11 protein-coding genes and 1 riboswitch are annotated in these 14,647 nt (G+C 69.8%); of the genes, 5 read left to right on the top strand and 6 right to left on the bottom strand.

The window, feature by feature from the left end:
* Window positions 1–71 precede the first annotated feature (71 nt).
* Window positions 72–653: a TetR/AcrR family transcriptional regulator gene (locus OG558_RS30695; RefSeq protein WP_405066086.1), complete on the top strand. Its 582-nt coding sequence runs from the start codon at window positions 72–74 to the stop codon at window positions 651–653.
* 106 nt (window positions 654–759) lie between these two features.
* Window positions 760–3,672 carry an AAA family ATPase gene (locus OG558_RS30690; RefSeq protein ID WP_405066085.1) on the top strand — a complete coding sequence of 971 codons (2,913 nt, stop codon included), beginning with the start codon at window positions 760–762 and terminating at the stop codon, window positions 3,670–3,672.
* 6 nt (window positions 3,673–3,678) lie between these two features.
* Here the strand turns inward: OG558_RS30690 and OG558_RS30685 are convergent, their stop codons facing one another.
* The 6 genes from OG558_RS30685 to OG558_RS30660 form a co-directional block, all read right to left on the bottom strand.
* On the bottom strand, window positions 3,679–4,536 hold the full coding sequence (locus tag OG558_RS30685; protein WP_405066084.1) for an alpha/beta fold hydrolase: 858 nt from the start codon (window positions 4,534–4,536) through the stop codon (window positions 3,679–3,681).
* Window positions 4,533–5,300 (bottom strand): 5'/3'-nucleotidase SurE, encoded by a 768-nt coding sequence (gene surE, locus OG558_RS30680; protein ID WP_405066083.1) that lies wholly within the window; start codon window positions 5,298–5,300, stop codon window positions 4,533–4,535. Before surE ends, OG558_RS30685 begins: the two co-directional genes overlap by 4 nt.
* 22 nt (window positions 5,301–5,322) lie before the next feature.
* Window positions 5,323–9,030 carry a cobaltochelatase subunit CobN gene (gene cobN / locus OG558_RS30675; protein ID WP_405066082.1) on the bottom strand — a complete coding sequence of 1,236 codons (3,708 nt, stop codon included), beginning with the start codon at window positions 9,028–9,030 and terminating at the stop codon, window positions 5,323–5,325.
* A 35-nt stretch (window positions 9,031–9,065) separates the two neighbouring features.
* Window positions 9,066–9,222: riboswitch (cobalamin riboswitch) on the bottom strand.
* 70 nt (window positions 9,223–9,292) lie between these two features.
* Window positions 9,293–10,270, bottom strand: coding sequence for a DUF3500 domain-containing protein (locus OG558_RS30670; RefSeq protein WP_405066081.1), 978 nt, complete (start codon window positions 10,268–10,270; stop codon window positions 9,293–9,295).
* Window positions 10,261–10,941, bottom strand: a complete 681-nt coding sequence (locus tag OG558_RS30665) for a phosphoglycerate mutase family protein (RefSeq protein WP_329476083.1) — start codon at window positions 10,939–10,941, stop codon at window positions 10,261–10,263. Before OG558_RS30665 ends, OG558_RS30670 begins: the two co-directional genes overlap by 10 nt.
* Complete coding sequence (locus OG558_RS30660; protein ID WP_405066080.1) at window positions 10,932–11,861, bottom strand: cobalamin biosynthesis protein; 930 nt, start codon at window positions 11,859–11,861, stop codon at window positions 10,932–10,934. Before OG558_RS30660 ends, OG558_RS30665 begins: the two co-directional genes overlap by 10 nt.
* Before the next feature lie 42 nt (window positions 11,862–11,903).
* Here OG558_RS30660 and OG558_RS30655 point away from each other — a divergent pair, with 42 nt between their 5' ends.
* The 3 genes from OG558_RS30655 to OG558_RS30645 are packed head-to-tail and all read left to right on the top strand — an operon-like array spanning window position 11,904 to window position 14,631.
* Window positions 11,904–12,707, top strand: a complete 804-nt coding sequence (locus tag OG558_RS30655) for a serine hydrolase (protein ID WP_405066079.1) — start codon at window positions 11,904–11,906, stop codon at window positions 12,705–12,707.
* Window positions 12,704–13,768, top strand: coding sequence for a mandelate racemase/muconate lactonizing enzyme family protein (locus OG558_RS30650; RefSeq protein ID WP_405066078.1), 1,065 nt, complete (start codon window positions 12,704–12,706; stop codon window positions 13,766–13,768). Before OG558_RS30655 ends, OG558_RS30650 begins: the two co-directional genes overlap by 4 nt.
* On the top strand, window positions 13,765–14,631 hold the full coding sequence (locus OG558_RS30645; RefSeq protein WP_405066077.1) for an NlpC/P60 family protein: 867 nt from the start codon (window positions 13,765–13,767) through the stop codon (window positions 14,629–14,631). The genes OG558_RS30650 and OG558_RS30645 overlap by 4 nt, the downstream gene beginning before the upstream one ends.
* The last annotated feature ends 16 nt before the right edge of the window (window positions 14,632–14,647 follow it).

The following is a 14,647-nucleotide window of genomic DNA, read 5'->3' as shown; positions in this document are numbered from 1 at the left end:
TACGGAACGATGTTCCGTTACCCAACATACGGAACGACGTTCCGCTTAGCAAGGTGGGAGGCAGCGAGAGCATGGCCGACGACGGATCAGCGCAGCCTGCTCAGCGGAAGCGGGCCGACGCCCGGCGGAACGAGAAGACACTGCTGGACGCCGCCGCAGCGGCCTTCGTCGACTCCGGCGTCGATGCGCCCGTCCGCGACATCGCCGCCCGGGCCCGCGTCGGCGTGGCCACGATCTACCGCCACTTCCCGACCCGGGCCGACCTCATCATCGCCGTCTACCGGCACCAGGTCGAAGCGTGCGCCGAGGCGGGTCCGGCGCTGCTGGCGGACAGCACGTCACCGCACGCCGCCCTGGCAAGTTGGATCGACCTCTTCGTCGACTTCCTCGTCACCAAGCACGGTCTCGCCGAGGCCCTCCAGTCCGACGATGCCGCCTTCCAGACGCTGCACACTTATTTCCTCGACCGCCTTGTGCCCGTGTGCGCCAAGCTGCTCGAGGCGGCCGCCGCGGCCGGCAAGATCCGCGCCGACGTGGACGCCTACGAACTGATGCGAGGCGTCGGCAACCTCTGCATCGGCGCCGAGAACAACGTCCGGTACGACGCCCGCCGCATGGTCGGCCTCCTCATCGCCGGACTGCGGCTCACCTAGGAGCGTTCCAGAGATACGTGTCCACCTTCGCGGGTCGAACGCTTGATCACGGCCCACTTCGCCGAAGGGTCCCGCCAAGGCGCTGCAGGGTGTTCACTGAGTACCCATGGGGGGTCTGCAGCCCGATCGTCGCTTCGCCGGACGCGCTGCCGAACAACAGTTCCTCGGCGACGCGCTGCGACACGCCGTTTCCGGCGGTCCGCACGCGATCGCCATCCATGGCGAAGCCGGAATCGGCAAGACTCGACTGACCCGGGAAGTCTGCAGAGCCTCAGAGTTGAACGTGCTCTGGGGATCCTGCGTGCACTTCGGTGGCGCGTCGGTCCCGTTCGCCCCGTTCGCCGGTGCGCTACAGGACTGGCTCAGCCACGCGGATGCTGACGAAACCGCCGAGGTCTTCGCCGGCGCCGAAGGCCTGAGCGCCTTGTTGCCCTCACTCGGCCGCAGCGACAGCGAACCTGGCAAGAGTTCTCCGAGACTGCCGGTGCTGGTTGATCTTGTGCTGAATCGGATCGCGGAACGGCGGCCGACCGTGGTGGTCATCGATGACCTGCAATGGGCGGACGTCGCGTCGCTTGACGTGCTGGCCTACTTGATTGCCGGGTTCCGGGGGCAGCGTCTGGTGGTGATAGCGACCTGCCGGACCGAGGAACGGCCCGAGGGGCATCCGCTGCACGCGTGGCTGGCGGATATGCGCCGGATGCCGTTGTTCAGTGAGGTTCGGCTGGAGCCGCTCGACCTGGAGGCCGCCGCCCACCAGATCCAGGGATTGCTGGGCAGACCGCCCGACATCGAGCTCGTCAGCGAGGTTCTGACCAGGTCGGACGGCAACCCCTACCTCATCGAGCTGATGGTCCGCGGTCTGTCCGGTGCCGAGCACAGCTTGCCTGCAACGGTCCCGGCGGCCCTCCGCGACGCCTTGCTTGCGGCATGGCACAGCATGTCCGAGCAGGCCAGGCTGGTCACCAGAATCCTCGCGGTCGGCGGCCGGCCGACGTCATCCGCCGTACTGACCGAGGTCGCGACCGGCCACGGACCCGAGACCATCGCTTCTCTGTCGGAGGCGCAGGACCGCGGCGTCGTGCACACCGATGGCGGCAGCTGGTGGTTCCGCCATCCGCTGCTGGCCGAGGTCTTGTACGACGGCCTACCGCCCGGACAAGCCGCGGCCCTCCATGCCGACTACCTCCGCGTCCTCGAAGCGCGACCAGGTGAGGCGACCGCCGCTGATCTGGCAGTCCACAACGAAAAGGCCGGCAACATCGACGCGACGTACCGCTGGTCGCTGATCGCGGCCGATCAAGCAGCGCAGCTCCGAGCACCCGCCGAGGAGGCGATCCAACTCCGCCGGGCGTGCGCGCTCTGGGAGACGGTGTCACCGACCATCCGGGGCGGGCGGAACGAGAGAATCAGCCTGTTGCGACGGACGAGCTCGATCTGCCGCCGGGCAGGCCTGCCGGAGGTGGTGGTGACACTCCTCACGGAGGCGTTGAGCCTGGTGAACAAGGAGCAGGAACCCTTGCTGGCCAGCGATCTGCTCATCAAATGGGCTGATGCTCGCTGGCAAGTGGATACGCCCGGGGAGGCAGACCTCGACGACATCCTCGAGGCGATCACGCTCACCGAGGAGTACCCGGACAGCGTGGAGCGTGCTGTTGCGTTCGCCGAGCTTGCCGAGACGGAGACCATGTACGGCATGCCGGACGCCGGGGTCCACGCGGAAGAATCCGTCCGCGTCGCGCGCAGGTCCGGCTCGACGCAGGCCCTCGGACGAGCCCTCTGCGCCAGCGCCGCTGTGTCGGACCGCAGTGCGCCGGTGGCCGCGCTCGCCGACGCCGATTTGGCGGAGAGGCTGGGTCGGTCGTGCGGGGATCTCGACACCGCTACCGGGGCCGCGATCTGGCGCTTCGACGCTCTGCGAGCGCTCGGCCGGCGGACCGAGGCCGCCGATGTCACTGTCGCGGCGTACCAGGACTCAGTCACCGGCGGTGCCGGCACCTGGGCCTACTTCCTCGCCTTCCAGGCCTCCGATCTGTTGATCGACCTCGGCCGCTGGGAGGAGTGCCGGGCCTTGCTGCGGTCGGCGTTGGCCGCACGCTGTACCGGCATCCCGGGAGCGGGTGTCAGGTTGTCCGCGAGCCTGCTGGCGGTGCGGTCCGGGCGGACCGAGGAGGCACGGCAGCACTTCGATCGGGCGTTGGAGCTGGTCTCCGAGGACTTCAACCCGCTCCGCCCGCCCATGACCCGCACCGGTATCGAGCTGATGATCGCCGAAGGCCGAGCCGCTGAGGCTCTCGCCTGGGCACGCCCACGGCTGTCCGTTCCGGATCTTCCCGAGCCGGACGATGACGAGGTGCTTCTGGCCTATGTCCGAGTAGCAGCCGAGGCCGCCCTGAACGGCGGGGATCACAACCCTGCGGAGATGGTCGACAAGGTCCTCGATGACTGGCCGTGGGAACCTTTCACCGTCCCCTTGGACGGCGCTGACGCCCAAGCGATGTCTCGATCGCTCCTCGCGGCCGAGCTCGCTCGCTACCGGAACAGCGCGGATCAACCCGAGCGCTGGCGGGAGGCCGTGGAGACCTCCGGTGCGGCGGGAAGTCGTTGGTATCAGGCGATGGCGCAGTGGCGGTGCGCCGAGGCGGGGCTGGCGAGTGGGTGGACTCCGTGGAGTGCGCGTGAGCTTCTGCGTCAGGCCTATCGTGGCGCCGTCGAGCTCGGAGCCAAGCCCATACAGGTCGCGATCGAAGCGTTGGCGCGGCGATCGAGGATCGATCTGCAGGAGCCGGTTCCGGTGGTGCCGGCGGCCGATGACCCGGTCCTGGCGGGGCTTACCGGACGGGTGCGGGAGGTGCTGGCGTTTCTGGTGGCCGGGCGGTCGAACGGGGAGATCGCCAAAGAGCTGTTCATCAGTGACAAGACGGTCAGCGTGCATGTCTCGAACATTCTTCGGAAGACGGGTACGACGAGCCGGGTGGCAGCCGCCGCCCTGGCTGAGCGACGGCTACCGGATCGCTGAGCGCGGTTACTGGGGTGTCGCCAGGACGAAGGAACGGACCAGGGCGGCGTACTTGTCTGGTTCTTCGAAGTGGGGGAAGTGGCCGGATCGTTCGAAGGTGATGACGCGGCCGGTCGGGACGTTGTCGCGGTAGGCCCGGACCGAGACCGGATCGGTCTCGAGGTCGTCGATGCCCTCGATCAGCAAGCTCGGTTGGGTGAGCTCGGACAGCCGCTCGAGCTTGGAGTTGTAGAGCTCGGGCAGCGTCACCCCGTGGCTGTTCCCGTATCCCCACATCTCGTCCGTGAAGCCGGACTCTTCACCGAGGCGGACGAACTCGGGCCGCCGGGACGGATCGTGGAACGACAGGTCCTGGAAGCGGTCGCCGAGTCCGAAGGCGAGTTCGTAGGTCTTGTCGTCCGCGGTCAGCCGGCGGTCGACGGACGCCAACTCCCGGCAGGCAGCCGCCCGATCGGCATCTCCGAGCTCGTCGTACAGGCGCGCGAAGATCGGCAGCCGGTAGCGGTCGTTCGCGTCGAAGTCCCAGCACGGGCAGTCGAAGATGACGGCACTCACCGCCGAAGGGTGCCGGATCGCGTACTCGACGGCGTAGTTGCCGCCGGCCGAGTGCCCGAGGATCGCCCACCGCTCGATCCCGAGGCGTTCGCGCAACTCCTCGAAGTCCGCGATGAGCACGTCCAGGTTGAGCGGATCGCCGGGCGCCAGCGGTCCGGATCGCAGGACACCGCGCTGGTCCGGGGCGATCAGGTGGAGGTCCCGGGCCAGCAGATCGGCCTGGCAGCGCTGGAAGTGATAGCCGCCGCCGTGGCCGTGGATGAAGAGCAGCGGTGGCCCCGCGCCGTACTCGGCGACGAAGAGCTTCATCGGTACAGGCGTTTGGCGAGGGCGGTGGCGGCCGCGTCGTCCTTGACCTCGCGGATGCCGACGATCGGGGTGACCGTGACGAAGCCGGCGGCCAGCAGGGCCTCGTCCGAGTCGGCGACCGGGTTCGGCAGTGGCGGTTCGAGCACGATCATCGGCTCGCCGGTCGGGGCAGTCGTGCCGATGATGCGGGAGCGTTTGATCGGCGCCAGTGAAGCGTGGCGGACGCCCGCGAGTTGGTCGAGGGGGCGGTCGGGGACGTTGATGGTGAGGACCGTGCCCGTGGGTTCGGAGAGGATCCAGGTGAGGGCCTCGGCGGCCACGGTGGCCGCGGTCGGCCAGTGGCCGGGATCCTCGGAGTCGATGCTGATGGCAACAGCCGACAATCCGTGCCCGGCCGCGGTGAGCGCCGCGGCGACGGTGCCGGAGTGGAGGATCGGTACGCCGATGTTGTGGCCGCGGTTGATCCCCGACAAGACCACATCCGGTGCCCCGCCGAACGCCCCGACGGACGCCAGCGTCACTGCGAGTGCCGGCGTACCGCCGATTCCGTTGAAGGTGACGCCGGACTCCTCGTCGGAGGCAGTGTGGATCGGGCGGCCGACCATGCCAGCGCGGGCCGAGCCGACACCGCTCTCATCGTGCAGCGGTGCGACCACGAGTACGTCGTACCCGAGCTCGGCGATCGCCGGGGCGAGCGCCCGGATCCCCGGAGCCTGGTAACCGTCGTCGTTGGTGATCAGGACTCTGAGCTGTTCGGGCGCCATGCCACTACCCAATCACACAGCCTCAGCCTCGATCCTCGATGTCACCTTCCGTCTCAAGGACCGCACTGCGCAGCGTCTCGAGGGCCTCGTCGGTCGGAGCCGACCACAGACCGCGCTGCGCCGCCTCGAGCAGCCGCTCCGCGATCCCGTGCCGCGCCCACGGGTTCGACTTCCGGAAGAATTCGGCCATCTCGGGATCGGCGACGTACTCGGTGGTCAGCGTCTCGTACATCCAGTTGTCCACCACGCCCGCGGTCGCGTCGTACCCGAAGAGGTAGTCCACCGTCGCGGCCATCTCGAAGGCGCCCTTGTACCCGTGCCGCCGCATCGCCGCCATCCACCGCGGGTTCACCACCCGGGCCCGGAAGACCCGCTTCGTCTCCTCCTCCAGCGTCCGCGTCCGAACCTGCGCCGGTACGGCGGAATCCCCCACGTAAGCCTTCGGATTGGATCCGGTCAGGTGGCGGACCATCGCGATCATGCCGCCGTGGTACTGGAAGTAGTCGTCGGAGTCCATGATGTCGTGCTCACGAGTGTCGGCGTTCTTCGCCGCCACCTGGATCCGGGCGTACGCGCGTTCCATCGAGCCGCGCGCCTCGGCCCCGTCAAGATCCTTGCCGTACGCGTACCCGCCCCAGACCGCGTACACCTCGGCCAGCTCGGCGTCGGTGCGCCAGTTCCGCGCGTCCACGAGCGGCAGCAGTCCGGCGCCGTACGAGCCGGGCTTGGAGCCGAAGACCCGTGCGGTGGCGGAACGTACGTCGTTGCCCGCAGCAACATCGGCGTCGACGTGCGCGCGCAGGTAGTTGCCGGCCGCATCCTCATCCAGGGCGGCGACCGTCCGCACGGCCTCGTCGAGCAAGGCGACCACGTGCGGGAACGCGTCCCGGAAGAAGCCGGAGATCCGGATCGTCACGTCGATCCGCGGCCGGCCGAGGTCCTCAAGACCGACCAACTCGAAGCCGGTGACGCGCCGCGACGCCTCGTCCCAGACCGGGCGGCAGCCGAGCAGCCACAACACCTCGGCGAGATCGTCGCCCTGGGTACGCATGGCCGACGTACCCCAGATGGTCAGGCCGACCGATCGCGGCCACTCCCCTGTCTCGGCCTGGTGCCGGGCGAGGAGCGAGTCGGCCAGCGCGACGCCGACGTCCCACGCGTTGCGGCTCGGGATCGCCTTCGGGTCGACGGCGTAGAAGTTGCGGCCGGTCGGCAGCACGTTGACCAGACCACGCGTCGGCGAGCCCGACGGTCCGGCCTCGACGAAGCGGCCGTCCAGCGCGCGAAGGACGTTGGTCAGCTCGTCACCAGTCCGTGCGAGCCGCGGCACGACCTCCTCGGCGGCGAAGGTAAGGGACGACTCGACCTGAGCCGACGACCGCCCGAGCACCTCGGTCACGACGACCGGGACCTTCGCGGCGTCCCAGCTCAGGGTCTCCATCGCCACGACGAGCTTGCGCGCGACCGCCTCGAGCAGATCCACTCCATCGGCGCCGCTCACCGCCGGCAGATCGGCCAGCGTTGCGAGGTCGGCCAGGTCCGCGGCTCGTCCCGGGTTCGCGAGCAGCTCGGCCTCGTCCACGCCGAACGTCTCCCCCAGCGCGGTCCGCAGACCGGGGATCGAGTACGAACCACCCCACAGCTGACGAGCCCGCAGTACGGCGAGCACCAGGTTGACCCGCGCCTCGCCGGCCGGCGCACCGCCGAGGATGTGCAGCCCGTCGCGGATCTGTACGTCCTTGATCTCGCACAGATACCCGTCGAGATGCAGGACGAACTCGTCGAACTCCGCGTCGTCCGGCTTCTCGTCCGTGTGCAGATCATGGTGCAGCTGCGCCGCCTGGATCAGCGTCCAGATCTGCGCCCGCAGGGTCGGCACCTTCTCCGGATCCAGCGCCGACACGGTCGCGTACTCGTCGAGCAGGTACTCCAGCTTCGCCATGTCGCCGTACGTCTCGGCCCGGGCCATCGGCGGCACCAGGTGGTCGACGACGGTCGCGTGCGCGCGCCGCTTGGCCTGCGTCCCCTCGCCGGGGTCATTGACGATGAACGGGTAGACCATCGGCAGATTCCCCAGGACGGCGTCCGGCGCACAGTCGGCCGCCATCCCGATCCCCTTGCCCGGCAGCCATTCGAGCGTCCCGTGCTTGCCCAGGTGGACGACGGCGTGCGCGCCGAAGCCGCCCTCCTCGGCCGGGGCCTCGAGCCAGCGGTACGCCGCCAGGTAGTGATGCGACGGGGCCATGTCCGGATCGTGGTAGATCGCCACCGGGCTCTCGCCGAAGCCACGCGGCGGCTGGATCATCAGCACGACGTTCCCGAAACGCAACGCGGCCAGGGCCACCGCGGGCTCGTCGCCGGACGTGTCGACGTACAGCTGGCCCGGCGCCTCGCCCCACGCCTCGGTCATTGCCGCACGCAACGATTCCGGCACTCGCCCGAACCACTGCTCGTAGATGCTGAGCGGGACCTTCGCGACGGCGTTCGCCAACTGCTCGTCGGTCAGCCAGTCGACGTCGTGGCCACCCGCGGCGATGAGCCGATGGATCAACCCGTCGGCGCCGTCCGGCCCCTGGAGCTCACTGAGATCGAGGTCGCCGAGGTCGTACCCGGCGTCTTGGAGTTGACCGAGCAGGACCACGGCCGACGCCGGTGTGTCGAGACCGACCGCGTTCCCGATCCGCGCGTGCTTGGTCGGGTACGACGACAACACGAGAGCCAGCCGTTTGTCGTGAGCCGGTACGTGGCGGAGGCGGGCGTGCGCGACCGCGATCCCGGCCAGCCGGGCGCACCGCTCCGGGTCCGGCGCGTATCGGGCCAGCCCGTCGGCGTCGTACGACTTGAAGGAGAACGGGATCGTGATCAGTCGCCCGTCGAACTCCGGGATCGCGACCTGAGTGGCGGCGTCGAGCGGGCTGACCGCGGCGTCACTGGCCAGCCACTGCTCACGGGTCGACGTCAGCGCGAGGCCCTGGATCAGCGGGATGTCGAGCGAGGCGAGCGCCCCGGCATCCCAGGAGTCGTCGGAACCGCCGGCGCTCGCGTTGGCCGCGACGGATCCCCCCGCGGCGAGCAGAGTCGTCACCAGGACGTCACACTTGCGCAGCAGGTCGAACAGTCCGGCATTCTCGGACGACGTCGCATCCAGTCCACGCAGGGTCCCGCAGTACACGGGCAGCGGCTGCGCACCCGCCGCCTCGACCGCAGCGGCCAGTGTGTCGACGAACGCGGTGTTCCCGGAGATTTCGTGCGCGCGGTAGTAGACGATCCCGACCACCGGCCGGTCGTCCTCGACGTACGTCCCGCGGACTCCGTACGCCGGGAGTGCGCGCGACGGCTCGAATTCGTCGCCGGTCAGGAGCAGTGTGTCGCGCAGGAAGGCGGCCAGGTTGCGCAGGTTCTCGGAACCGCCCTCCCGGAGGTAGGCGAGCGCCTCGGTCACCGCGCCGGCAGGCACGGTCGACAGCGACATCAGCTCGGCGTCGGGTGCGGCCTCACCGCTGACCACGACGGCCGGCTTGCCGGACGCGATGACCGCGTCGAGACCTTCCTCCCAGGCGCGGCGTCCGCCGAGCAGACGGACCACCACGACCTCGGCGGCGGCGAGCAACGGCGCCAGGCCGTCGAGGTCGAGCCGGGCCGGGTTCGCGACCGTCCAGCCGGCGGCCGCCTCGGCGGCGGCGAGCAGGTCGGTGTCGGCGGTGGAGAGCAGCAACAGGTTCGCGGGCACGCGTAACCGGTCCTTCCTCGGGGTGTCCACGCCCCGACCGGAGGTACGACGGCGGCAGTTCCTGACTCCCCCTCGGGTGCGAGGGATTCACAGTGGCGGGACCGTCCCGGACTCACACCGGGTTCCTGCTGATGCCGTCGATTGACTCCGTGACTCTATCGGACGGCGTGGACCGCCAGGCCATCACAATCGGCGCGACCGGGCGCACGTGAGCGACGCGACACCTTGCGGGCGGCAGTTGTGATGGCCTGGCGGTCCGGCCTCAGCGATGCATTGCGTAGTGGGCGGCGAGGAGGTCGGTGGCCCAGTCGTTGCGGAGGTCTCGCCAGACGGAGTGGATGTGGTTGGCGTTGTCCTGGGTGTTGTCGTACTCGGCGAGGAAGGTGGGGCCGGCGATCGAGTAGTAGTGCCGGTGGCCGACGCCGGGTTCGGTCTCGCCGGCCCACGCGAAGGTGAGGCGTTCGATGCCTTGGTCGGTGATGTCCTGCCAGGTCTGCAGCCCGATCGGTCCGGCGGCGCGGCCGACGTACTGGCCGATGAGGAGGCTCAGGAGTTGCCGTTGCTCCGGTGTCATGTCGCCGTACGCGAGCCCGCGGTGCAGCAGGGATGCGTCGGCGACCGGATCGTGCCGGGTCAGGATGTCGTCCGGCGCCGCGTCGGAGACCAGCGCGACGGACAGCTGGGCCGGCTCGAGCGCGTGCAGGAGCTGGAAGCCGAGGTCCTGCTCCGCGGCGAGGAACCGTCGCCCGGCGTGCGGGCCGGTGCGGACCTCCGCCGGGTTCGAGCCGAAGAACTGCGGGGTGAACGAGATGGCGCCGTCGACGAGCGTGACGTGCAGCGCGAGATGGTGACCGTTCAGCCGCCACGCCCACGGCCCGGCCCCGGCCGGGTCTCCGAGCACGCGGAGGTAGTAGCGATCGCCGACCGTCGAACCGGCCCAGCCGCCGACCTCCGCGACCTCCATCGGATCAGCGAGGCCGCGGACGATGATCTCGGCCGCCATCACCCCGCGGAAATCGGCCAGACCGCGCTCGCTGTAGACGAGCCCGAGCAGGCGCACGACGAGAGCCTCCTGCGCCGCCGACAGCTCGTGCAGCGGCAGGCCCGGAACGGCACCGGGCAGATACGTCCATTGGTGGTGATCCGGCGTGTCGAACGCCGCCGTGATCTTGTCGAGCTGGGCGGACGAAAGACTCGCCAGCAGCTCGAGGACCGCTTCCCGGGTCTGTTCTACAACCATGCCGATCGCTCCCGTTCCGTCGGTTCGTGATGCGTCCACTGTTCGAACGGCCGGTCCAGCTTGTACTGGAAATCCGGCTGCCGCAGCAGGACGCGTGTTTCGGCGTTGTGCGGGTTACGTAGCGTCTCGAAGAACCGCACCGACCAGTGGAACCAGCGCATGCAGAACAACCGCATGGTCAGCCCGTGCGACACCAGCAGCACGTTGCGCGGAACCCCCGGGGTCTCGAAGTCGCGGTGCATCGTCTCCAGGAACGACGACACCCGGTCGTACACGTCCGCGCCCGACTCACCGTCCGTGAACCGGTAGAAGAAGTGCCCGTACCGGTTCCGCAGCTCCTTCTGCTGCTCGATGTCCGCGGTGTCCTGGTAGTTGGCCCAGTCCTGCTCCCGCAGCCGCGGCTCCTCGCGGGCGAGGCCGATCAGATCGTCCAGGCCGAGTGAGTCCAGCGTCTGCAGGGCTCGCAGGTACGGCGAGACGTACACGCGGACAGGCTCGTCCTCGAACAGCTCCCGCAGCTCCTTCCCCGCCTTGGCCGACTGCTCGTGCCCATGCGGCGTGAGCGGGATCGCGTGGTCGGGGACGCGCTCGAAGATCGTCTTGTCCAGGTTGGCCTCGGACTCGCCGTGCCGGATCAGCGCGATCCGCAACGGCCGCCGACTCAGATCCATCGTGTCCCTTTCCGCCGTACTGCCAGCATTGCGGCGACCCCCGCCGCCGCGACTCCGACGCGCCGGGCAAGCGCGGCGGTACGGCGTACGTCGGCAACCGCCGGCGTGGGTCCGTTGCCCAGCGTGCCACGGTCCTCCTGATACGACCCGTAGCTGTTGGTCCCGCCGAGCGTCAGATCGAGGGCTCCGGCGAACGCAGCCTCGACCGGTCCGGCGTTCGGACTCGGATGCTTGGGCGCGTCCCGCCGCCACACGGTCACCGCTTGCCGCGGCCGCCCCGCCGCGAGTCCGGTGAGCAACGCGCACACCCGAGCGGGCAGCAGATTGAGTACGTCGTCCAGCCGCGCCGATGCCCACCCGAAGTTGAGGTACTTCGCCGACTTGTAGCCGACCATCGCATCCAGCGTGTTGGCCGCGCGGTAACCGAGCAGCCCGGGTACGCCGAGCACGCCGCCCCACAGCAGCGGCGCGACACAGGCGTCGGACGTGTTCTCGGCGATCGACTCCACGGTCGCGCGAGCGAGTTCATCGGCTTCCAGGTCGGTCGCGTCGCGGGCGCAGAGATGGCTGAGGCGGTCTCGCGCGGCCGGGATGTCCTTCTCCTCGAGCAACCCGGCCATCACCTCGGCCTCACGCTCCAGGCTGCGCGCGCCGAGCACTGTCCAGGTCGCGGCCGCGGTGACGATCGTGTGGACAATTGGACGATTCCGGGTGAGCCGTTCGGCGATGACTCCGGCGGCGGTCGCCGTACCGACCAGGACGGTCGCGTACGCCGTACCCGCCGCGCGCGAGTCGTCGTACCAGCGAGACTCGAGCCGGGCGGCGGCCTGGCCGAAGCCGGCGACCGGGTGGAAGCGGCGCGGGTCGCCGAGGACACGGTCGGCGGCGAACCCGAGGAGGATGCCGAGAGCCCTGGACACCCTCGGCAGTCTGCCAGGTGGGGTTGTGATTGGGTGATCCGCATGGGAATCGCGGAGCTGCTCCGAGAGGTCGACGGGAGCGGGGAGTTCGGGGTCTGGCTCGGACGGCTGGACGGCGTACCGGTGTTCGAGCACGCGGCGGAGCGGACGCATTACGCGGCCAGCACGATGAAGCTGCCGGTGGCGATGGCGATGCTGCGGAAGATCGAGGCGGGTGAGCTGACGCTCGACCAGCCGGTGACCGTGCACAACGACTTCGCGTCCGCGGCCGGCGGGCGGTTCGGGGTGAATCCGGACGAGGACGAGGCGCCCGCGACCTGGACGAAGCTGGGTACGCCGGTGCCGCTCGGCTGGCTGGCGAGCGAGATGATCACCCGCTCCAGCAACCTGGCGACCGACCTCGTGCTCGAGCAGGTCGGCGTCGACGCCGCCCACGCGGTGCTCGCGGAGTACGGACCGGGGGACAGCGCGATCCGGCGCGGGATCGACGACGCCGCCGCTCAGCGGGCCGGGATCAGCAACACGATGAGCCCGGCCGGACTCGCCGGCGTACTGGTTGCGGTCGGCAACCAGAAGGACGACTACCTGCGGGACCTCCTGGCCGGCAACCAGTGGAACGGCGAGATCCCGGCCCTGCTGCCGACCGGCACGCGGGTCGAGCACAAGAACGGCTGGGACACCCGGATCCGGCACGACGGCGGCATCGTCCGGCCCCCGGATGCGGACCCGTTCGTGCTGGTCGTGTGTACGACGTCCGACCTGCCGGACTCCGAGGCGCAGAACCTGATCGCCGCGATCGCCCTCGAAGCCTGGAATCACCGGCACGACCTGGAGGCGATCCGGTGAAGATCACGACGCACCTGGTGTCGGCGCCGCTGCACACGCCCTTCGTGACGGCTCTGCGAACGGCGACGCACGCTGACTCGTTGCTGGTCGAGATCAGCGACGGTGAGCTGAGCGGCTGGGGCGAGGCCCCGCAGGTCTGGAAGGTGACCGGCGACTCGCTCGCCGGCGCCCAAGCCTGCGTCGAGGGCCCGATCACCACCGCACTTGACGGTCTCGGCCCGGACGATCTGACCGAGGCACTGCGCCGCGTGCAGAACGCCGCCGCCGGCAACTTCGGCGCCAAGATGGCCGTCGACGTCGCCCTGCACGACCTGGCCGCGCGCCGTCGCGGTCAGACGCTGCACGGGTTCCTCGGGTCGACGGTCGACGTCGTACGCACCGATGTGACGCTGTCCGTGGGTGACGCCGAGGCGCTGGCGACCGCCGGACGAGCCCGGGTCGCGGACGGTTTCGACGTACTCAAGGTCAAGGTCGGCACCGACGCCAAGGCCGACGTCGAGCGGGTCCGGCGGGTCCGCGAGGCGATCGGCCCGGGGCCGACACTCCGGTTGGACGCCAACCAGGGCTGGTCGCGACGCGACGCGGTCACCGCGATCCGTGCGCTGGAGGACGCGGGCTGCGCCATCGAGCTCGTGGAGCAGCCCGTCGTGGCGGCCGACCTCGACGGGATGGCGTGGGTGACCGATCGGGTCGGTACGCCGATCCTCGCCGACGAGTCGGTGTACGGCGTACGCGATCTGGTGGCCGTGATCCGGCAGGGCGCCGCGGACCTGGTCAACGTGAAGCTGGCCAAGTGCGGCGGGCTCGGCCCGGCGCGGACACTGCTCGAGCTGGCGCGGGAACACGGTCTGGGCATGATCGTCGGCTCGATGATGGAGAGCCATGTCGGCGTCGGTGCGGCGGCCGCGCTGGTGTCTGCGCACCCGACGACGGCGGTCAACGACCTGGACGCGGCGTGGTGGCTTCGCGAGGCTCCGGTGGCCGGCGGCATTCGTTATGAAGGCTCGCTGATCCACCTGCCTGCGGCTCCTGGGCTCGGCGTGACAGGCTTGACCGTATGAAGCTAGTCGCCGCCAAAGTCCCGGTCAGTACCGTGTGGACTTCGCCGGATGCGCCGCGTGACATCGACGCTCCGGCAACCGCCGCCCGGCCCGACGTGGCCGCCTGGGCCAAGTCCATGGACACCGAGATCCGCCTCGGCCTGCACGGCCGGACCCTGACCCAGCTGTTGTTCGCCGAGCCCGTGCTGGTCCGCTCCGAACGCGACGGCTGGTCCGAGATCGTCGCTCCGTGGCAGCCGTCCTCCCAGGACGAGCTGGGCTACCCGGGCTGGGTCCCGTCGAGCCACCTGGGTGAGTTGCCGGGCAGCGCCTCGGCTCCGGTCGCGATCGCCGTACCGACGGCATCGCTGACCGCCGAGCCTGGCGGTGCCGCGCTGACCGAGCTGTCGTTCGGGACCGTGCTGGCGTCGATCGAGCACGCGGACGGGTACACGCGGGTCGCCACTCCGGATGACGGGTCCGGCTGGCTGGCGGACGACGTACTGCGGTCTGTCGAGGACCCGGCGACTCCGGAGGACCGGCTCCGGCTGGGGTCGATGTTCCTCGGCCTCGAATACCTGTGGGGTGGTACGTCCGCGTACGGACTGGACTGCTCTGGTCTGATCCACACGGTCGGGCGCGTCCTCGGCCTGCGGACGCCGCGGGACGCCCACGACCAGGCCGCCGCGATGGAAGACATCCCTGTCGACGAGGCTCGGCCCGGCGACCTCTACTTCTTCGGCCGCCCTGGCCAGCAGGTCCATCACGTCGGCTTCGTCTCCGCCGAAGGCATGCTGCACGCCTCCGAGACAGGGAAGAAGCTCGAGAACGCACCCCTGACCGACGACCGCCGAGCCACGTTGGTCACTGCCGCACGCTTCTGACCGCCACTTCGGAGGA

Origin of the sequence: Kribbella sp. NBC_01510, assembly GCF_045040325.1 — a bacterium.
In the GTDB taxonomy this organism is placed as follows: Bacteria; Actinomycetota; Actinomycetes; order Propionibacteriales; family Kribbellaceae; genus Kribbella.
This window is presented reverse-complemented; position numbering and strand designations above follow the sequence as displayed.

Coding starts and splice junctions, on each gene's coding strand:
- OG558_RS30655 (WP_405066079.1), top strand. CDS start 11,904: ATGGGAATCGCGGAGCTGCTCCGAGAGGTCGACGGGAGCGGGGAGTTC.
- surE (WP_405066083.1), bottom strand. CDS start 5,300: ATGGCGCCCGAACAGCTCAGAGTCCTGATCACCAACGACGACGGTTAC.
- OG558_RS30695 (WP_405066086.1), top strand. CDS start 72: ATGGCCGACGACGGATCAGCGCAGCCTGCTCAGCGGAAGCGGGCCGAC.
- OG558_RS30645 (WP_405066077.1), top strand. CDS start 13,765: ATGAAGCTAGTCGCCGCCAAAGTCCCGGTCAGTACCGTGTGGACTTCG.
- OG558_RS30685 (WP_405066084.1), bottom strand. CDS start 4,536: ATGAAGCTCTTCGTCGCCGAGTACGGCGCGGGGCCACCGCTGCTCTTC.
- OG558_RS30690 (WP_405066085.1), top strand. CDS start 760: ATGGGGGGTCTGCAGCCCGATCGTCGCTTCGCCGGACGCGCTGCCGAA.
- OG558_RS30665 (WP_329476083.1), bottom strand. CDS start 10,941: ATGGATCTGAGTCGGCGGCCGTTGCGGATCGCGCTGATCCGGCACGGC.
- OG558_RS30670 (WP_405066081.1), bottom strand. CDS start 10,270: ATGGTTGTAGAACAGACCCGGGAAGCGGTCCTCGAGCTGCTGGCGAGT.